Annotated in this window: 16 protein-coding genes; 12 read left to right on the top strand and 4 right to left on the bottom strand. The window is 57.4% G+C overall.

Annotated elements, in window-relative coordinates; genetic code table 11:
• Positions 1–255 precede the first annotated feature (255 nt).
• The 8 genes from PspS34_RS20385 (at position 256) to fabF (ending at position 10826) form a co-directional block, all read left to right on the top strand.
• Positions 256–2250, top strand: a complete 1995-nt coding sequence (locus PspS34_RS20385; RefSeq protein ID WP_159390306.1) for a nucleoside-diphosphate sugar epimerase/dehydratase — start codon at positions 256–258, stop codon at positions 2248–2250.
• A gap of 234 nt (positions 2251–2484) precedes the next feature.
• Complete coding sequence (locus PspS34_RS20380) at positions 2485–3738, top strand: glycosyltransferase family 4 protein (RefSeq protein ID WP_159390305.1); 1254 nt, start codon at positions 2485–2487, stop codon at positions 3736–3738.
• Complete coding sequence (locus PspS34_RS20375) at positions 3738–4697, top strand: SDR family oxidoreductase (protein ID WP_159390304.1); 960 nt, start codon at positions 3738–3740, stop codon at positions 4695–4697. Before PspS34_RS20380 ends, PspS34_RS20375 begins: the two co-directional genes overlap by 1 nt.
• Before the next feature lie 2 nt (positions 4698–4699).
• Positions 4700–5737 carry a glycosyltransferase family 4 protein gene (locus PspS34_RS20370; RefSeq protein WP_159390303.1) on the top strand — a complete coding sequence of 346 codons (1038 nt, stop codon included), beginning with the start codon at positions 4700–4702 and terminating at the stop codon, positions 5735–5737.
• Between the two features lie 83 nt (positions 5738–5820).
• On the top strand, positions 5821–7815 hold the full coding sequence (locus PspS34_RS20365) for a nucleoside-diphosphate sugar epimerase/dehydratase (protein WP_159390302.1): 1995 nt from the start codon (positions 5821–5823) through the stop codon (positions 7813–7815).
• 112 nt (positions 7816–7927) lie between these two features.
• Positions 7928–8263 (top strand): helix-hairpin-helix domain-containing protein, encoded by a 336-nt coding sequence (locus tag PspS34_RS20360; RefSeq protein WP_159390301.1) that lies wholly within the window; start codon positions 7928–7930, stop codon positions 8261–8263.
• Between the two features lie 462 nt (positions 8264–8725).
• A complete protein-coding gene (locus tag PspS34_RS20350) occupies positions 8726–9520 on the top strand; it encodes an SDR family oxidoreductase (RefSeq protein WP_159390299.1) in 795 nt (264 codons plus the stop codon).
• 31 nt (positions 9521–9551) lie between these two features.
• Positions 9552–10826, top strand: a complete 1275-nt coding sequence (gene fabF, locus PspS34_RS20345; RefSeq protein WP_159390298.1) for a beta-ketoacyl-ACP synthase II — start codon at positions 9552–9554, stop codon at positions 10824–10826.
• On the opposite strand, the gene PspS34_RS20340 is transcribed toward fabF, so the two are convergent.
• The 4 genes from PspS34_RS20340 to rfbC form a co-directional block, all read right to left on the bottom strand.
• The gene (locus tag PspS34_RS20340; RefSeq protein WP_159390297.1) at positions 10823–11380 is read right to left on the bottom strand and encodes a TetR/AcrR family transcriptional regulator; all 558 of its coding nucleotides are present in this window, start codon (positions 11378–11380) and stop codon (positions 10823–10825) included. The two genes, fabF and PspS34_RS20340, sit on opposite strands and share 4 nt — an antisense overlap.
• A 167-nt stretch (positions 11381–11547) precedes the next feature.
• A complete protein-coding gene (locus PspS34_RS20335) occupies positions 11548–11715 on the bottom strand; it encodes a DUF2897 family protein (RefSeq protein ID WP_159390296.1) in 168 nt (55 codons plus the stop codon).
• A gap of 124 nt (positions 11716–11839) precedes the next feature.
• Entirely contained in the window at positions 11840–13204 is a 1365-nt protein-coding gene (gene eat / locus PspS34_RS20330) for an ethanolamine permease (RefSeq protein ID WP_159390295.1), read from the bottom strand.
• A gap of 301 nt (positions 13205–13505) precedes the next feature.
• The gene (rfbC, locus tag PspS34_RS20325) at positions 13506–14051 is read right to left on the bottom strand and encodes a dTDP-4-dehydrorhamnose 3,5-epimerase (protein ID WP_008017830.1); all 546 of its coding nucleotides are present in this window, start codon (positions 14049–14051) and stop codon (positions 13506–13508) included.
• Positions 14052–14316: 265 nt separating this feature from the next.
• Here rfbC and kdpF point away from each other — a divergent pair, with 265 nt between their 5' ends.
• From kdpF to kdpC, 4 genes are all read left to right on the top strand, one after another.
• Positions 14317–14406, top strand: a complete 90-nt coding sequence (gene kdpF / locus PspS34_RS20320; protein WP_007963673.1) for a K(+)-transporting ATPase subunit F — start codon at positions 14317–14319, stop codon at positions 14404–14406.
• Between the two features lie 8 nt (positions 14407–14414).
• Positions 14415–16112, top strand: a complete 1698-nt coding sequence (gene kdpA, locus PspS34_RS20315; protein WP_159390294.1) for a potassium-transporting ATPase subunit KdpA — start codon at positions 14415–14417, stop codon at positions 16110–16112.
• A gap of 22 nt (positions 16113–16134) precedes the next feature.
• The gene (gene kdpB, locus PspS34_RS20310) at positions 16135–18195 is read left to right on the top strand and encodes a potassium-transporting ATPase subunit KdpB (protein ID WP_159390293.1); all 2061 of its coding nucleotides are present in this window, start codon (positions 16135–16137) and stop codon (positions 18193–18195) included.
• A 144-nt stretch (positions 18196–18339) separates the two neighbouring features.
• Complete coding sequence (gene kdpC / locus PspS34_RS20305) at positions 18340–18885, top strand: potassium-transporting ATPase subunit KdpC (protein WP_159390292.1); 546 nt, start codon at positions 18340–18342, stop codon at positions 18883–18885.
• The last annotated feature ends 16 nt before the right edge of the window (positions 18886–18901 follow it).

Here is an 18901-nt window from a genome sequence, read left to right as displayed (position 1 = left end):
AGGGGGTGGCGAAAAACCGCCTGATATTTGCAATATCTGATCCCCTTTTCCTCACGGTTTTCAGCTCTTGCCGGTAGTATCGGTCGAGGCCTGCATTCCTTGCACGCGCCCCGTGCTGGTGATTTAGCTCCCTTTTGGCGCTACCGGTTTCAATGTTTTGAACCAGACTGGTTATTTCAAAGTTACGAGAGCGTCGGAGACGTACACTCGTCAGCATGATCAATAGGGGAGTGGTTCGAGGTGTACGACGGGGTTATGGATAAAATGCGCAAACTGTTGCTTGAACTGCCACGCCGTCAAAAACGGCTCATTCAGGTTGTGGCCGACGTCGTTCTTGTGTGGGTAGCCTTATGGATGGCGTTTATTGTGCGTCTGGGACCAGACGAGATGGTCAACCCGTTTATTCAGCATGTCTGGCTATTTATTAGCGCTCCTGTGATTGCTATTCCTCTTTTCATTCGCTTTGGCATGTACCGTGCGGTTATGCGCTACTTCGGCAACGATGCGTTGATCGCGATCATCAAGGCGGTCAGCTTGTCGTCGCTGATTCTTGGTGTAGTTGTTTATTGGTACAGCAATCACCAAAACGTCGTCCCACGCTCCATCATTTTCAACTACTGGTGGTTGAGTCTGATCATGATCGGCGGGCTTCGCCTGGCCATGCGTCAGTACTTCCTGGGCGACTGGTTCAGTGCGGCCCAGCATGTCCCGTTTACCAATCGGGACGATGGCTTGCCGAAAGTCGCCATTTACGGTGCGGGGGCAGCCGGTAACCAGCTGGTTGCTGCCTTGCGGATGGGGCGCGCCATGCGTCCGGTGGCGTTTATCGATGACGATGGCGGGATTGCCGACAGGGTGATCTCCGGATTGCAGGTGTACAAGCCCAAGCATATTCAGGAGATGATCGACAACACGGGCGCGCAGGAAATTCTCCTCGCCATTCCATCGTCCAACCGTGGACGCCGTCGCGAGATTCTCGGGTTTCTCGAAGGCTTCCCGTTGCACGTACGGAGTGTCCCGGGTTTCATGGACCTGGCCAGCGGCCGGGTCAAGGTCGACGATATCCAGGAAGTAGACATTGCCGACCTGCTTGGGCGTGACGCAGTCCCGGCCCAGGCTGACTTGCTCGAACATTGCATCACGGGGCAGTCCGTGTTGGTTACGGGCGCCGGGGGCTCCATTGGCTCCGAGCTTTGCCGACAGATTCTGGCGCTGCGCCCGACAACGCTTCTACTGTTTGAACACAGTGAATTCAATCTTTATTCCATCTTGTCCGAGCTGGAGCAGCGAGTCGCTCGAGAGTCGCTGTCCATCCGCCTTTTGCCGATTCTCGGGTCGGTTCGCAATCAGGACAAGTTGCTGGATGTCATGAAAACCTGGCGAGTAGACACGGTGTATCACGCCGCCGCCTACAAGCATGTCCCCATGGTCGAACACAACATCGCCGAAGGTGTGCTCAATAATGTGATAGGCACGCTTAATACGGCCCAGGCCGCCCTTCAGGCAGGAGTGGCCAACTTCGTCCTGATTTCGACGGACAAGGCCGTGCGACCGACCAATGTCATGGGTAGCACCAAACGCCTTGCCGAGTTGACGTTGCAAGCGCTGAGTCGTGAGTTGGCTCCAGTGTTGTTCGGTGATACGAGCAAAGTTTCGCGCGTGAACAAAACGCGGTTCACGATGGTGCGGTTTGGTAATGTCCTGGGATCGTCGGGTTCGGTCATTCCGTTGTTTCACAAACAGATCAAGTCGGGCGGTCCGCTGACTGTCACGCATCCGAAGATCACTCGATACTTCATGACCATCCCTGAAGCGGCGCAGTTGGTGATTCAGGCGGGCTCCATGGGGCAGGGCGGCGATGTTTTTGTCCTGGACATGGGCGAGCCGGTGAGGATCGTCGAGCTGGCCGAGAAGATGATCCATTTGTCCGGTCTGAGCGTGCGCTCGGAAAAAAACCCGCATGGCGACATCGCTATCGAGTTCACCGGACTGCGTCCGGGTGAGAAGCTTTACGAGGAACTTCTGATCGGTGACAACGTGGCGGCCACTCGGCACCCGATGATCATGACAGCCAACGAGGACCACCTGTCCTGGGATGTGCTGAAGGTCAAACTGACTGAGTTGCTTGCCGCGGTGGATCAGGACGACTATGCGCGCGTCCGCCAGCTGTTGCGCGACACTGTCAGCGGCTACACCCCGGACGGTGAGATTGTCGACTGGATCTACCAGCAGCGCCGCCTCGAACCATGATTGTTTCACATTCCAAAACTGACATATTTTTGACAGGATCCACATATCGTCTAACTTGAGGCAGGGGGCAACGTGGGGAAAACAGCTTTCTCAAATCGTTGCCATGGAGCTCCGACGTTGCGTGAGGGCTACTGTCGCTGAGTACCGTATGCCGAATATTGCTGATAAAATAATTGGGGTTGTTTGCAATAGCTTGATTGTATAAACGGATAAATGCTGAGTTGAGCTGCAGGAATGAATGAAAATAAATTAAAGATCCTGATAGTTACACAGTATTTTTGGCCGGAGAATATGCGTATCAATGACCTGGTTCGTGCCTTCTCGGAAAATGGTCATGAGGTCAGTGTGTTGACCGGATGGCCAAATTACCCTGAGGGTTCGGTTTATTCGGAATTTAGTGCCAGTCCTGAGCGTTTCAAAAACTACTTCGGCGCGCGCATAGTTAGAGTTCCATTAGTTTCGCGTGGAAAGCGCAGTATCAGCCTGATATTCAATTACGTTTCTTTTTTTCTTAGCGCTTCCACACTCGGCGCTTTCAAGCTGCGAAATGAAAAGTTTGATGCGGTTTTCGTATATGCAGTTTCTCCTATTATGGCTGCCATTCCCGCAGTTGTGTTAGGGCGGATAAAAAAGGTCCCAGTATTTGTCTGGGTCCTTGATCTTTGGCCGGAAACTCTGAGGGCTGTAGGGGTACTCCGTCAGCCTGCCTTGTTGGCTTTGGTCGGACGTATGGTCAGTGCAATCTACAATCGTGCTGATTATTTACTTTTACAATCCAAAGGTTTTGCCGACAACGTAAAACAATATTGCACCAAGGAAATCCCTCCAGAGCGTTTGATTTATTTCCCAAGTTGGGCTGAGGATGACTTTTCAGCGTCCACTCCACTCACTTCAAATTTGCTAGAGCGAGATGACTCGGTCTTCACCATTGTTTTTGCAGGAAATTTAGGCGATGCGCAGGATTTCCCCGCGATCCTGGAGGCCGCAGAAGCATTGAAGAACAAAGTGGCCGTGCGTTGGGTGATCGTGGGGGATGGGCGTATAAGCAAATGGTTGAATGAACAAGTAACGACAAGAAACTTGAGCAATGTATTGCTGCTGGGACGACACCCTCTGAGCGAGATGCCAGGGGTGTTTGCTTGTGCCGATGCGTTGCTGGTTTCATTGAAAACCAATGATGTATTCGAGAAAACGATTCCCGGGAAGGTCCAGGCTTATATGGCTTCGAGCAAGCCGATCCTGGGTATGATCAATGGGGAGGCTGCACGGGTAATCGAAGAGTCTGGCGGAGGATTTTCCTGCCCCTCAGGTGATATCCAGGGACTTGTGCGAATTACTCTGGAGTTGGCTACCAAATCCCCTGCTCAACGTGAAACTATGGGGCGTGCCGGTCGGTCCTACTATTTGAACCACTTTTCCAAGCCTGCACTTATGGGCCGTTTGGAAGAGTTGTTTCGCATTGCTACATTGCGAAGGACCACCCAATAATGTCGAAGACTGTATTTTTAACCGGTGCAACAGGGTTTGTTGGTGGCGCGACGCTAAGGTGTCTGATCGCAAGAAACTACACTGTCATTGCCGCGCTGCGTAATGGGTCGCAATTACTTCAGAATAAAGTCACGACGATTCACGTTGACAGTATCGATGGTGCTACGTCCTGGAAAAACGGTCTCACCGGCGTAGACGTTGTCATACATGCCGCGGCTCGCGTTCATGTGATGAATGATACCGAAACCGATCCCTTGGCGGCATTCAGGCGAGTCAATGTTGAAGGTACAGTGAATCTCGCGCGTCAGGCTGCGTCTGCAGGCGTCCGACGCTTCGTATTCATCAGCTCCATCAAGGTGAACGGCGAAAGTACCGATTTGGGTATCACGTATTCTCCCGAGGACACGCCAGCCCCGGCGGATCCCTATGGAGTATCCAAGATGGAAGCCGAAGAGCAGCTGCGCGAATTGGCCGTGGAGACCGGAATGGAGGTCGTGATCATAAGGCCAGTGTTGGTTTACGGCCCCGGGGTCAAGGCTAACTTTCAAAGCATGATGCGATGGCTCGATAAAGGTATTCCCCTGCCATTTGGGGCAATTCACAACAGCCGCAGTCTCGTAGCATTGGACAATCTGGTGGATTTGATTGTCACCTGTATCAGTCATCCGGCGGCCGCTAATCAGACCTTTCTGGTCAGTGATGGCGAGGATCTTTCCACCACTCAATTGCTGCGTAAGATAGCGCTTGCCCTTGGGCGTACAGCTCGGCTTGTACCAATACCCGCCAGCGTCCTGCGCGGTGTCGCAACATTGCTCGGAAGGAAAGCCCTGTCAAACCGGTTATGCGGATCCTTGCAGGTAGACATCAGCAAAACTCGCTCATTGCTGGGGTGGGCACCTCCGGTCTCGGCAGATGACGCACTGAAGGCTACAGCACAATATTTTCAAGAAAGTAAATAACAATGATCTATTGGTGGTTAATTCCTGCGGTAGCGGTTGTTTCCTTAATATTGACAGCTGTATTACGTCGTTATGCATTAGCGCGAAGTATTGTCGACGTCCCCAATGCTCGCAGTTCCCATTCGGTACCCACTCCCAGGGGCGGCGGTGTCGCCATCGTCATCGCATTTTTGTTGGCGCTGCCATTTCTGGCATTGGCGCAGTTGGCAACCATGCCACTGTTGATCGCTATCGGGGGGGCGGGGGGGCTGATCGCAATTATCGGCTTTATAGATGATCACGGTCATATAGCAGCACGTTGGCGCTTGTTAGGCCATTTCTGTGCGGCCGCCTGGGCCTTGTTCTGTCTGGGAGGTTTGCCTCCGATTACCTTGTTTGGATGGGCTATGGATCTTGGTTGGCTGGGATGCATCCTGGCGGCGGTCTATCTTGTCTGGATGCTCAATCTTTACAATTTCATGGACGGAATCGATGGTATAGCCAGTGTTGAAGCGATTTCGGCGTGCCTGGGTGCTTGCCTGCTTTATTGGCTGAATGGATTCGAAAGCCAGATGTGGGTTCCTGGACTGTTGGCGATGGCGGTTGGAGGATTTCTGTTCTGGAATTTTCCCCCTGCACGCATCTTCATGGGAGACGCTGGAAGCGGATTCATCGGCATGGTGCTCGGTGTCATCTCGATTCAGGCTGCCTGGATTGCACCGCAGTTGCTCTGGGCCTGGCTGATCCTGTTGGGGGTGTTTGTTGTAGACGCAACCTTTACCTTGATTCGTCGCCTGGTTCGCGGTGACAAAATTTATGAGGCTCATCGTAGCCACGCCTATCAGTTTGCGTCACGCCGGTATCGCAAGCATTTGCCAGTCACTCTTGCTGTCGGAGCGATCAATGTCGGCTGGTTGCTACCCGTTGCGGTTTGCGTGACTTCCTTTGGAGTGGATGGGGGGCTGGGTCTGATAGTCGCCTACCTCCCTCTCGTGATTCTGGCGATCAAGTTTCACGCGGGTGAAATCGAAAAAACCAGGCCCTCAATAGCTGATTTGTGATTATTTGAGATAGCCAGTGCGTCTGGGGATGTACACTGATCAAGCAAGGTCATGGGGAGCGGTTCGAGGTGTACGACGGGGTTATGGATAAATTGCGCAAACTGTTGCTTGAGCTGTCACGCCGTCAAAAACGGCTCATTCAGGTTACAGCCGACGTCGTTCTCGTGTGGGCAGCGTTGTGGTTGGCTTTTCTGGTTCGCCTCGGCATTGATGATATGGTCAATCCACTGATAGCCCATTCTTGGCTTTTTTTCAGTGCCCCGGTAGTTGCAATCCCGTTGTTCATCCGATTTGGCATGTATCGCGCAGTCATGCGCTACTTCGGCAACGATGCGTTGATCGCGATCATCAAGGCGGTCAGCTTGTCGTCGCTGATTCTTGGTGTAGTTGTTTATTGGTACAGCAATCACCAAAACGTCGTCCCACGCTCCATCATTTTCAACTACTGGTGGTTGAGTCTGATCATGATCGGCGGGCTTCGCCTGGCCATGCGTCAGTACTTCCTGGGCGACTGGTTCAGTGCGGCCCAGCATGTCCCGTTTACCAATCGGGACGATGGCTTGCCGAAAGTCGCCATTTACGGTGCGGGGGCAGCCGGTAACCAGCTGGTTGCTGCCTTGCGGATGGGGCGCGCCATGCGTCCGGTGGCGTTTATCGATGACGATAGCGGGATTGCCGACAGGGTGATCTCCGGATTGCAGGTGTACAAGCCCAAGCATATTCAGGAGATGATCGACAACACGGGCGCGCAGGAAATTCTCCTCGCCATTCCATCGTCCAACCGTGGACGCCGTCGCGAGATTCTCGGGTTTCTCGAAGGCTTCCCGTTGCACGTACGGAGTGTCCCGGGTTTCATGGACCTGGCCAGCGGCCGGGTCAAGGTCGACGATATCCAGGAAGTAGACATTGCCGACCTGCTTGGGCGTGACGCAGTCCCGGCCCAGGCTGACTTGCTCGAACATTGCATCACGGGGCAGTCCGTGTTGGTTACGGGCGCCGGGGGCTCCATTGGCTCCGAGCTTTGCCGACAGATTCTGGCGCTGCGCCCGACAACGCTTCTACTGTTTGAACACAGTGAATTCAATCTTTATTCCATCTTGTCCGAGCTGGAGCAGCGAGTCGCTCGAGAGTCGCTGTCCATCCGCCTTTTGCCGATTCTCGGGTCGGTTCGCAATCAGGACAAGTTGCTGGATGTCATGAAAACCTGGCGAGTAGACACGGTGTATCACGCCGCCGCCTACAAGCATGTCCCCATGGTCGAACACAACATCGCCGAAGGTGTGCTCAATAATGTGATAGGCACGCTTAATACGGCCCAGGCCGCCCTTCAGGCAGGAGTGGCCAACTTCGTCCTGATTTCGACGGACAAGGCCGTGCGACCGACCAATGTCATGGGTAGCACCAAACGCCTTGCCGAGTTGACGTTGCAAGCGCTGAGTCGTGAGTTGGCTCCAGTGTTGTTCGGTGATACGAGCAAAGTTTCGCGCGTGAACAAAACGCGGTTCACGATGGTGCGGTTTGGTAATGTCCTGGGATCGTCGGGTTCGGTCATTCCGTTGTTTCACAAACAGATCAAGTCGGGCGGTCCGCTGACTGTCACGCATCCGAAGATCACTCGATACTTCATGACCATCCCTGAAGCGGCGCAGTTGGTGATTCAGGCGGGCTCCATGGGGCAGGGCGGCGATGTTTTTGTCCTGGACATGGGCGAGCCGGTGAGGATCGTCGAGCTGGCCGAGAAGATGATCCATTTGTCCGGTCTGAGCGTGCGCTCGGAAAAAAACCCGCATGGCGACATCGCTATCGAGTTCACCGGACTGCGTCCGGGTGAGAAGCTTTACGAGGAACTTCTGATCGGTGACAACGTGGCGGCCACTCGGCACCCGATGATCATGACAGCCAACGAGGACCACCTGTCCTGGGATGTGCTGAAGGTCAAGCTGACCGAGTTGCTTGCCGCGGTGGATCAGGACGACTATGCGCGCGTCCGCCAGCTGTTGCGCGACACTGTCAGCGGCTACACCCCGGACGGTGAGATTGTCGACTGGATCTACCAGCAGCGCCGCCTCGAACCATGATTGTTTCATATCCAGTAACGTACACATTTTTGACAGTCCCATGGCATAGCCTACGTTTGGAGAGCAGCTTCGGAAAAGCTGCTTTCTCAAACGATGGCATGGAGCTTCTCTAATGCGTACAAGCAGTTTCTACTCTCTGGTTTTCGCCCTTCTCAGCAGCATCTCTCTTACGGCAAACGCCGCGCCTGGTAACGCAACTGAGGTGATGAGTCCGCCTCTGGTGCGGGATGTGGCCGCCAAGGCGCAAACCGGCAAAGTCGATCTGAATAGTGCTGATGCACCTACGCTGCAACGTGAGTTGGCTGGAGTGGGCGAGGCAAAAGCCAAGGCGATTGTTGCTTATCGTGAAAGTAATGGCGCATTTGCGTCAGTTGACGAATTGCTGGAAGTGAAGGGAATCGGCAAAGCGATTCTGGATGGAAACCGGGACAGGATCGAGGTGAACTGAGGGTGTGAGTGAACGACAAAGGCCGATCATTGATCGGCCTTTTTCTGTAGCGAGACTTATGCCGGGAGGGTGTCCGAGCCTGAGCCTGCATTGAATACGAAGATGTCCCGCCCATTTCTGCCAATCAACAGATCGTTGTCGGTGCCTGCGACAATGAAGTCGCTACCGTTTCCTCCAACCAATACGTCGTCGCCATCGTGACCGTACAGCGAGCGGCTTACACCCACCCCACAATTTACTGGTCGGTTCGCAATACCGTTCATACCATCGCAGAGGTCCGGCGCAGTTATGCGTTTATTCTGGGTCTACTCTCATTCTGGTCGGAGCACTGACGAGAACCAACCGTTCCCCGGGGAAAATTACGACTATCATATTGAGCTTGAATTATGCCTATAATAAAAACCGCTTGCGCCGGATTGCTTTGGCGTCAGGCGTCCCTCGGCATCCTTCAGGAGCGCATTCATGAGTTCGGTTCAGTCACAAGGTACGGCCCTCGTCACCGGTGCTTCTTCCGGTATCGGGGCGGTTTACGCTGAGCGGTTGGCAGCCCGTGGTTTTGATTTGTTGCTGGTGGCTCGCGACGAGCAGCGACTGGAGGCGGCGGCGAGCACACTGCGCTCGGAGCATGGGATCAAGGTCGAAGTGTTGAAGGCGGATCTGACCCAAAAACAAGACGTACTGCAGCTCGAACAGCGGTTACGCAGCGATTCGAGTATCAGTTTGTTGCTCAATAACGCTGGCGTCGCGGCGGACGGGCTATTGGCCAATGCCGATACCGATCAACTGGAGCGAATGATTCAGTTGAACATCACGGCTGTCACGCGATTGGCCGCGGCGGCTGCAGCCAGTTTTACCAAGGCCGGGCGCGGCACGATCATCAATATTGCATCGGTGGTGGCGTTGTTTCCCGAGCGTTTCAACGCAACGTACAGCGCCAGCAAGGCCTATGTATTGAGCTTGACTCAATCGTTGAGCGCCGAGCTGGATGGCACCGGTGTGAAGATCCAGGCGGTCTTGCCCGGTGTGACCCGCACCGAGATCTGGGAGCGCTCCGGTATCGATGCGTCACAGATTCCTGCGGACATGGTGATGGAGGCGGGCGAGATGGTCGATGCGGCGTTGTCGGGTCTGGACCAGGGTGAGCTGATCACCATTCCTTCGTTACCGGATGCGGGCGATTGGGATGCCTTTGTGGCGGCGCGTCTTGTGATGGCGCCTAACCTTTCCAAAAGCAAAGCCGCTACCCGTTATCGGTAAGCGCCATCAACCGGCTTGAGGTATGTGTGGTATGAGTGATTGTCGCGTGGTTGTAACAGGTATGGGCCTGGTGTCGCCTCTGGGAAGCGGTGTCGAAGCGGTCTGGGAGCGGCTGCTGGCCGGGCGTTCCGGGCTGCGCAATCTGCCGCAGGAGGTGGTTGCCGATCTGCCGGCCACGGTCGGTGGTGCCGTGCCTACGCTCGCTGATGATCCGGAGGCGGGGTTTGATCCGGACCGGGCAACCCCGCCCAAGGAACAGAAGAAGATGGACCGCTTTATTCTGTTCGCCATGGAAGCGGCGCGTCAGGCACTGGAGCAAGCCGGCTGGCAAGCGCTAGACGCCAAGGCCCAGGAGCGTACGGCTACCATCATCGGCTCAGGTGTGGGCGGGTTCGGCGCGATTGCCGACGCGGTGCGCACCACCGATAGTCGTGGTCCGAGACGTCTGTCTCCATTCACTATCCCTTCATTTCTGGTCAACCTGGCGGCTGGTCATGTGTCGATCCAGCATGGCTTCAAGGGACCATTGGGCGCGCCGGTCACGGCATGCGCCGCCGGGGTTCAGGCAATTGGCGACGCAGCGCGGCTGATTCGCGCGGGCGAGGCGGATATCGCGGTGTGCGGCGGAGCGGAAGCGGCGATCGATCGGGTCAGCCTTGCCGGGTTTGCGGCTGCTCGCGCCTTGTCCAGTGCTTACAACGACACACCCGAGCGCGCCTCACGACCTTTCGACAGTGGTCGCGACGGCTTTGTCATGGGAGAAGGGGCCGGGCTGCTGGTCATCGAGTCTCTGGACCATGCACTGGCCCGGGGCGCCCAGCCCCTGGCGGAGCTGGTCGGCTACGGCACCAGCGCCGATGCCTTTCACCTGACCGCCGGCCCCGAGGACGGCAGCGGTGCGCGGCGAGCGATGTCGTTGGCATTGGCACAGGCAGGTGTGTCACCGGCTCAGGTTCAGCATCTGAATGCTCATGCAACCTCGACTCCGGTGGGGGATCTGGGTGAGCTGGCGGCGATCAAGGCATTGTTCGGTGCGCAAAATGGCATCGCTGTGACATCAACCAAATCGGCGACCGGGCATTTGCTCGGAGCCGCGGGTGGGCTCGAAGCGATCTTTACGCTGCTGGCGATCCGCGACCAGATTGTGCCGGCGACCCTCAATTTCGAGAGCCCGGACCCTGCCACTGAAGGTGTGGACATCGTTCATGGCGCCGCACGGCCGATGGCCATCGAATATGCGTTGTCCAACGGTTTCGGATTTGGCGGGGTCAATGCCAGTGTGCTGTTCAAGCGTTGGCAGGGTTAATCCTGTGAGTGTTTGAGGTGTTCGCGTGCGACGTCGAGAATCCGTTGGGCAAACTCGGCGTCGGCCACGCTGCGCGATAACAGCAAGGCACCGACCAGCGTGGACATGATGACGATGCTGCGGTCGGCGGTGTGCTCGCCGCCAAGGGTGTGCTGGATCTGATCGAGTCGCGCCTGGAGCACGACGTCGCTGGTTGGACTCGGCTGACCACGCAGCCCCAGTTCCGAGGAAATGGTCAGCAGCGGGCAACCTTCGTGAGGCGAGGTTTGATGCCATTCGGACAGGTAGGTGTTGATGAAAGCTTCGAGTGGTTGCTCCTCGGCGAAGATTTGCGCGCACAATTCATCGACTTGTACACCAGCCTCCTGCAAGGCTTTCTCTACCAGTTCGTCCTTGGACTTGAAGTGCGAGTAAAAGCCACCGTGGGTCAAGCCCAGAGCTTTCATCAGGGGTTGCAGCCCGGTCGCGCCGATACCGTCGCGTCGAAATCGTGCTGAAGCTTCCTTGATTATGCGTTGGTGGGTCTGGGCTTTATGGTCCTGCGAGTAACGCATCTGATATCTCCGCATCAATGCGGCCCATATTAACCAATGAAAATTGCATGGTGACTGTACTTCTACTTCTAAAAAGCATGCAGATGCTTCGATATGGGTACAAAGCGGCATGATTCCAGGCGCTTTCGCGCAAAAACAAACCCCGCCGGTCAAGGCGGGGTTTTCAGTCAGCGGTCCCGCGCTTCCTTGGCGTCCATTTCCGCATTGCGTTCGGCGACGCGCTTACGTTGCTCTTCGGTCAGTTCGACCTTGTTGGCGGTGTCGCGCAGCAGCATCAGACCACCAACGATCGAGCCGATTGCAACGACCAGAATCAACCAGGCATACCAGGGCATAGGGCTCTCCTTGAGGGCACGCCGATTGACGGAGTTCGCCAATCGATCGTGCATACCACTTTGAGCGATGGATTTTCGCAGTGGTTCCATTCTATGCCTGATAGCCCAAACGTACCTGAGCTGTTTATAGCCCGGTCAACATTGCGTCCGCCGGCGCATCCGCGCGCAACTGCGCGGTCAGCAGAAAGTACACGAAACCCACTGCCATGAAGCCGAGGAAGATCAGCCCGATCAAGGTGTTGAACCAGGCCATCGCCACCAGGCAGACCACTGCCAGCAGCAACGCGATCATCGGCACCAGCGGATAGCATGGCGCACGGAACGTACGCTCCAGGTTCGGTTCGGTTTTACGCAGTTTGAACAGGCTGAGCATGCTCATGATGTACATCACGATGGCGCCGAACACCGCTATGGTGATCATTGCCGCTGTCAACGTCATACCGCCGAGGTTGATCAAGCCGTCACTGTAAATCGCCGCGATACCGATCACACCGCCAACGATGATTGCCCGGTGCGGCGTCTGGAAGCGCGACAGTTTGGCCAGGGAGGCCGGCAGATAACCGGCCCGGGCCAGCGCGAAGAACTGCCGTGAGTAGCCGAGAATAATCCCGTGGAAACTGGCCACTAGGCCGAACAGGCCGATCCACACCAGCATGTGCAACCACCTGGAGCTTTCGCCGACCACGGTTTTCATCGCTTGGGGCAATGGGTCGTTGATGTTCGACAGGGTGCGCCAGTCGCCCACGCCGCCGGCAAAGAACATCACGCCCATGGCCAGCAATACCAGGGTCAGAATCCCGCTGATGTATGCTTTGGGAATCGTCCGTTTCGGGTCCTTGGCTTCTTCGGCGGCCATGGCGGCCCCTTCGATGGCGAGGAAGAACCAGATGGCGAACGGAATGGCCGCGAACATCCCGGCAATCGCCGGGGCACCGAATACATCGGAGCCGGCCCAGCCATTCAATGCGAAGTTGCTGAAGCTGAACGCTGGTGCAACCACGCCCATGAACACCAACAGTTCGGCCACTGCCAGTACGCAAACTACCAATTCGAACGTCGCTGCGAGTTTCACCCCGAGAATGTTCAGGCCCATGAACACTATGTAGGCACCGACCGCTGCGTGTTTTGGATCGAGAGCGGGAAACTGCACGTTCAAGTAAGCACCAATCGCCAGAGCAATCGCTGGCGGCGCGAAGACGAATTCGATCAGTGTCGCCAACCCGGCGATCAGCCCGCCTTTTTCGCCAAACGCGCGGCGACTGTAGGCAAAGGGACCGCCGGCATGGGGAATCGCCGTGGTCAGTTCGGTGAAGCTGAAGATGAAGCAGGTGTACATGGTGGCGACCATAAACGAGGTCACCAGAAAACCCAATGTGCCCGCGACGCCCCAGCCGTAACTCCAGCCGAAATACTCACCGGAAATCACTAGCCCGACGGCAATGCCCCACAGGTGCAACGTGCCGAGTGTGGGTTTGAGTTGTGTGTTCATGCCGTTGCTCCCTGAACGGTTTGGAATGCTCGGGAGGAGGGCGTGTGCAGTGGGCGTGCCAGTGTTGTGATGGCAGTCGTAAAGGGTAAAAACGTGTCGTATCTGGGGGTGTTTCCTGGCAGAAGTATGCTTTTTGTGAGTCAGTTGAGGGCGTTGCTGTCTGTTGTGCCGCCTTCGCGAGCAGGCTCGCTCCCATCATGGAAAGGGTTTGCGCAGACGACAACGGTCCCTTGGGGGGAGCGAGCCTGCTCAAGATGACGGCGATATCATTACCGAGCCTGACAGGCGCAAATGCCCGGCTTCAGGAAAAAACCTCAGCCTCCTTGAAGTACGCCGCCGCCTGGTCCTTTGCCGACAGTTGAGGTGCTTCGCTCAATTGCCATTCGATAGCCAGGTCCGGGTCATTCCAACGGATGCTGCGTTCGGCTGACGGGGTGTAGTAGTCGGTAGTTTTGTAGAGAAACTCGGCGAAATCACTCAACACCACGAAACCATGGGCGAAACCTTCCGGAACCCAAAGCTGACGATGGTTCTCGGCGGACAGGCGCACAGCAACCCATTTGCCGAAATGCGGCGAGCTTCGGCGGATATCCACGGCAACGTCGAGTACTTCACCAACGGTTACACGAACCAATTTGCCTTGGGTGTTTTCCAGTTGGTAGTGCAGGCCACGCAATACGCCTTTTTGCGAGCGCGAATGATTGTCCTGAACGAATTTGGTGTTCAGGCCAGTCGCATCTTCAAAAGCCTTGGCATTGAAGCTCTCATAAAAGAAACCTCGTTCATCACCAAATACCTTCGGCTCGATGATCAGAACACCGGGCAGGTCGGTGGTGATTACATTCATGGGGGGATTCTCCAGTTGTAGGCGTCAAAAACCGACATTCTTGCTCAAAGTGCACACCGAAGCGAGTGGCAGGTTTGGAAACTCATCCAGCATGTCGAGTTTGATTGGTCATTCGCGCAATAGGTGTTATTGCCGTAACGAAGCCACCAACCCACTCTTTACGCTTTCTTTATGCCCCGCGCGCACCCTCGGTCTCGTTCCTTTACAGCCTCCTTTCCGACAATGACTCCACACGCGGCAATACGCCGTAACACGGAGAATTTCCATGAGCGTTCTGGACGGGGTGTCACTGCTGTTGGCAGCGGGGCTGTTCATTTATCTGTTGGTTGCGCTGTTGCGCGCGGACCGGAACTAGGAGCGGCTATGCACAGTCATGATTATTGGCTGATCCTCGCGTTTTTCGTGGTGGTATTGGTCCCGGCACCGTTTCTCGGGCGCTTCTACTACAAGGTGATGGAAGGACAGCGCACCTGGCTGACGCCGATTCTCGGCCCGGTCGAACGCGGTTGTTATCGTCTGGCCGGCGTCGATCCGCAGACCGAACAGAGCTGGCAGAAGTACACGCTGGCGCTGCTTGCGTTCAACCTCGCGGGTTTCCTGCTGCTGTTCGCGATTCTGTTGTTCCAGGACCACTTGCCGCTGAACCCGCAAAACCTGCCGGGCCAGGAGTGGACGCTGGCGTTCAACACCGCCGTCAGTTTCATGACCAACACTAACTGGCAGGCCTACAGCGGCGAGGCGTCCTTGAGCTATCTGAGCCAGATGGTCGGCCTTACCGTGCAGAACTTCGTCAGTGCCGCCACCGGCCTGGCAGTTTTGGTTGCGCTGTGCCGCGGCATCGGTCGCAGATCCACGGCATCGCTTGGCAACTTCTGGGTCGACATGACCCGCGCCACCCTCTACGGCCTGTTGCCGCTGTGCCTGCTGCTGGCGCTGTATCTGGTCTGGCAGGGCGTGCCGCAAACCTTCGCGCAATACGTGAATGCGGTGACCGTGCAGGGCGTTGATCAAGTGATCCCGCTGGGCCCGGCCGCCAGCCAGATTGCGATCAAGCAATTGGGCACCAACGGTGGCGGTTTCTTCGGCGTGAACTCGGCGCATCCGTTCGAGAACCCGACCGCCTGGTCCAACCTGTTCGAGTTGGCATCGATCATCCTGATCCCGGTGGCGCTGGTGTTTACCTTCGGCCACTACGTGAAGGACCTGCGTCAGAGTCGCGCAATCATCGCCTGCATGCTGGCGCTGTTCCTGATCGGCGGCGCGACCTCGCTGTGGGCTGAATACCAACCGAACCCGGCCCTGAACAACGTCGCCGTCGAACAGACTGCGCCGCTGGAAGGCAAGGAGGCTCGCTTCGGTACCACCGCCACCGTGTTGTGGTCGGTGACCACCACAGCCGCGTCCAACGGTTCGGTGAACGGCATGCACGACAGCCTCAACCCACTCAGCGGCATGGTGGCGATGGTCAACATGATGGTCGGTGAAGTGATTTTCGGCGGCGTCGGTGCCGGGCTCTACGGCATGTTGCTCAACGTGCTGATCGCGGTGTTTCTCGCCGGCCTGATGATTGGCCGTACTCCGGAATACCTCGGCAAGAAACTGCAGGCCAAAGAGGTGCAATTGCTGGTGGTGACCCTGATGGTCATGCCGATTGGCGTACTGGTGCTCGGCGCGATCGCCGCCAGCCTGCCAGGCCCGGTGGCTGCCGTGAGCAATCCAGGCGCCCACGGTTTCAGTCAACTGCTCTACGCCTACACCTCGGCCAGTGCCAACAACGGCTCCGCGTTCGGCGGCTTTGGTGCCAACACCCAATACCACAACCTGATGCTCGGGCTTGGCATGTTGATCGGTCGTTTCGGTTACATCCTCCCGGTCCTAGCCCTGGCCGGCAGCCTGGCGATGAAGAAAACCGCACCGATCGGCCAGAACAGCTTCCCGACCCACGGCCCGCTGTTCGTGACCCTGCTGACCGTGACCATTTTGCTGGTGGGTGGTTTGACCTTCTTGCCGGCGCTGGCGTTGGGCCCGATTGCTGAACACTTGAGCATGGCTGCCTTTTAAATAAGGAGCTGAGGATTATTTGATGAATATGCCCGTAACTAAACCGGTCGCCACCGCCAAGGCGCCGGAACAACCGAAAACCGCAATCTCGGCCCTCTGGCGCCCGGCGCTGCTGCAAGCTTTCGTCAAGCTCGACCCACGGCAATTGCAACGTGCGCCGGTGATGCTGGTAGTCGAACTGACCGCGATCCTGACCACCGTGTTGTGCTTCGTGCCGGACACGGCAGTGCCGACGTTCGTCGCGGCGCAGATCGCGGTGTGGCTGTGGTTCACCGTACTGTTCGCCAACTTCGCCGAGGCCCTGGCCGAAGGTCGCGGCAAGGCCCGCGCCGACAGTCTCAAGGCTGGCAGCGAAGGTTTGAGCGCCCGCCGCAAAACCAGCAATGGCACCTTTCAGGTAGTGCCGGCCACCAGCCTGCGCAAGGGCGATGTGGTACGCGTCGAAGCAGGGGAGATGATTCCCGGTGACGGCGAAGTGATCGAAGGCATCGCGGCGGTCAACGAAGCGGCGATTACCGGTGAATCGGCACCGGTGATTCGCGAGTCCGGCGGCGACCGCTCGGCCGTCACCGGCAACACAAGGCTGGTGTCCGACTGGCTGCTGGTGAAGATCACCACCAACCCTGGCGAATCGACCCTGGACCGCATGATCGCTCTGGTCGAAGGCGCCAAACGCCAGAAAACCCCGAACGAAGTGGCACTGGACATCCTGCTGATCGGCCTGACCCTGATCTTCCTGATAGTGGTCGTGACCCTGCAACCGTTCGCCCACTTCGCTAATGGCAACCTGCCGCTGGTGTTCCTGGTAGCGTTGTTGGTCACGCTGATTCCGACCACCATCGGCGGTTTGCTGTCGGCCATCGGTATCGCCGGCATGGATCGGCTGGTACGCCTGAACGTGATCGCCAAGTCCGGTCGTGCGGTGGAAGCGGCGGGCGACGTGCACGTCCTGCTGCTCGACAAGACCGGTACCATCACCTTCGGTAACCGTCGTTGCTCGGCGGTGTATGCCGCCCCGGGTGTGACGGCCGGGGAACTGGCCGAAGGCGCATTGCTGGCTTCGCTGGCCGACGACACCGCTGAAGGCAAGTCGATCGTCGAATACCTGCGTGGCACTCATCCGCAACCGGAGCCGTCCGCCGATGTGCTGACAGCCGTGCCCTTCAGTGCCGAAACCCGCTTGTCCGGTGTCGACTATCAGGGGCGCGTGTACCGCAAAGGCGCGGTGGATTCGTTGCTGGCGTTCGTTGGCCTGAAGCGGGCTGATCTGGCCGCACCGTTGTCCCGTGAAATCGACCGGATCGCCCAAAGCGGCGGCACGCCGTTGCTGGTGTGTGCCGACGGCCGGCTACTCGGTGCGATCCACCTCAAGGACGTGGTCAAACCGGGCATCCGCGAGCGTTTCGCCGAGCTGCGCAAACTGGGCATTCGCACCGTCATGGTCACCGGCGACAACCCGTTGACCGCCGCCGCCATCGCCGCCGAAGCGGGTGTGGATGACGTGCTGGCGGAAGCCACACCGGAGAAAAAACTGGCGCGCATTCGTCACGAGCAAAACGACGGTCGTCTGGTCGCCATGTGCGGCGACGGCGCCAACGACGCCCCGGCACTGGCCCAGGCAGACGTCGGCATGGCGATGAACGACGGCACGCAAGCGGCACGTGAAGCGGCCAACATGGTCGACCTCGACAGCGACCCGACCAAGCTGCTGGACGTGGTGCAGATCGGCAAGGAATTGCTGGTGACCCGCGGTGCGCTGACGACCTTTTCCATCGCCAACGACGTGGCCAAGTACTTCGCGATTCTGCCGGCGCTGTTCGCCGCGATCTACCCGCAACTGGGTGTGCTCAACGTGATGCACCTGAGCAGTCCGCAGAGCGCGATTCTTTCGGCGATCGTATTCAACGCCCTGATCATTGTGGTGCTGATCCCTCTGGCATTGCGCGGTGTGCGCGTGCAGGCGGCGAGTGCGGCGGCGTTGTTGCGACGCAATCTGCTGATCTATGGACTGGGCGGGATTCTGGTGCCGTTCGTGGGCATCAAGGCGATCGACATGCTGTTGACGGCGTTGCATCTGGTTTGACTGAACACCCCCCTGTAGGAGCGAGCTCGCTCGCGATGGTGGTTAACGATAACGAGTGCTTCCTGACTGTACGCGGCGCTCTCAATTGCATCGCGAGCAAGCTCGCTCCTACAGGTTTTTTCCTGTGAATTCGAGGATTTTGAAATGTCCACATTGATACGCCCGGCCCTGAGCCTGCTGGTCCTGATGACGCTGGTCACCGGCGTCGCTTATCCATTGGTGGTCACCGGCGTGGCCCAGGTCGCGTTCCCGGATCAGGCCAACGGCAGCCTGGTGCGTGATGCCGAGGGCAAGGTCCGCGGTTCCTCGCTGATCGCCCAGGACTTCGTCGGTGACGCCTGGTTTCACCCGCGCCCTTCGGCCGGTGCCTTTGCCACCGTGTCGAGCAGTGCCAGCAACCTGTCGCCGAGCAACCCCGCCCTGGCCACTCGCGTGATCGACGATGCCAACAAACTGCTGGTGCCAGGCCAGGGGCCGGTGCCATTGGCGCTGGTCACTACGTCCGGCAGCGGTCTCGATCCGCACTTGCCACCAGCGGCGATTGCCTATCAACTGGCGCGAGTTGCGGCGGCGCGCAATCTGCCGGTAGCGACACTGCAACAACTGCTGGACGCCCACATAGAGCAGCCATTGGTAGGCCCGCCGGTGGTGAATGTGCTTGAGTTGAATCTGGCGCTGGAAAAACTGTAAACCGGCAGAACAGTCA

Origin of the sequence: Pseudomonas sp. S34, assembly GCF_009866745.1 — a bacterium.
Taxonomy (GTDB): domain Bacteria; phylum Pseudomonadota; class Gammaproteobacteria; order Pseudomonadales; family Pseudomonadaceae; genus Aquipseudomonas; species Aquipseudomonas jessenii.
Note: the sequence above shows the minus strand (reverse complement) of the source record. Positions and strands in the feature narration are given on the sequence as shown.

What these genes read in the sequence shown, in the direction of transcription:
- PspS34_RS20375 (WP_159390304.1), top strand. Translation starts at nt 3,738, where the DNA reads ATGTCGAAGACTGTATTTTTAACCGGTGCAACAGGGTTTGTTGGTGGC.
- kdpC (WP_159390292.1), top strand. Translation starts at nt 18,340, where the DNA reads ATGTCCACATTGATACGCCCGGCCCTGAGCCTGCTGGTCCTGATGACG.
- PspS34_RS20380 (WP_159390305.1), top strand. Translation starts at nt 2,485, where the DNA reads ATGAATGAAAATAAATTAAAGATCCTGATAGTTACACAGTATTTTTGG.
- PspS34_RS20350 (WP_159390299.1), top strand. Translation starts at nt 8,726, where the DNA reads ATGAGTTCGGTTCAGTCACAAGGTACGGCCCTCGTCACCGGTGCTTCT.
- kdpF (WP_007963673.1), top strand. Translation starts at nt 14,317, where the DNA reads ATGAGCGTTCTGGACGGGGTGTCACTGCTGTTGGCAGCGGGGCTGTTC.
- fabF (WP_159390298.1), top strand. Translation starts at nt 9,552, where the DNA reads ATGAGTGATTGTCGCGTGGTTGTAACAGGTATGGGCCTGGTGTCGCCT.
- PspS34_RS20360 (WP_159390301.1), top strand. Translation starts at nt 7,928, where the DNA reads ATGCGTACAAGCAGTTTCTACTCTCTGGTTTTCGCCCTTCTCAGCAGC.
- PspS34_RS20370 (WP_159390303.1), top strand. Translation starts at nt 4,700, where the DNA reads ATGATCTATTGGTGGTTAATTCCTGCGGTAGCGGTTGTTTCCTTAATA.
- PspS34_RS20340 (WP_159390297.1), bottom strand. Translation starts at nt 11,380, where the DNA reads ATGCGTTACTCGCAGGACCATAAAGCCCAGACCCACCAACGCATAATC.
- rfbC (WP_008017830.1), bottom strand. Translation starts at nt 14,051, where the DNA reads ATGAATGTAATCACCACCGACCTGCCCGGTGTTCTGATCATCGAGCCG.
- kdpB (WP_159390293.1), top strand. Translation starts at nt 16,135, where the DNA reads ATGAATATGCCCGTAACTAAACCGGTCGCCACCGCCAAGGCGCCGGAA.
- kdpA (WP_159390294.1), top strand. Translation starts at nt 14,415, where the DNA reads ATGCACAGTCATGATTATTGGCTGATCCTCGCGTTTTTCGTGGTGGTA.
- PspS34_RS20385 (WP_159390306.1), top strand. Translation starts at nt 256, where the DNA reads ATGGATAAAATGCGCAAACTGTTGCTTGAACTGCCACGCCGTCAAAAA.
- PspS34_RS20335 (WP_159390296.1), bottom strand. Translation starts at nt 11,715, where the DNA reads ATGCCCTGGTATGCCTGGTTGATTCTGGTCGTTGCAATCGGCTCGATC.
- eat (WP_159390295.1), bottom strand. Translation starts at nt 13,204, where the DNA reads ATGAACACACAACTCAAACCCACACTCGGCACGTTGCACCTGTGGGGC.
- PspS34_RS20365 (WP_159390302.1), top strand. Translation starts at nt 5,821, where the DNA reads ATGGATAAATTGCGCAAACTGTTGCTTGAGCTGTCACGCCGTCAAAAA.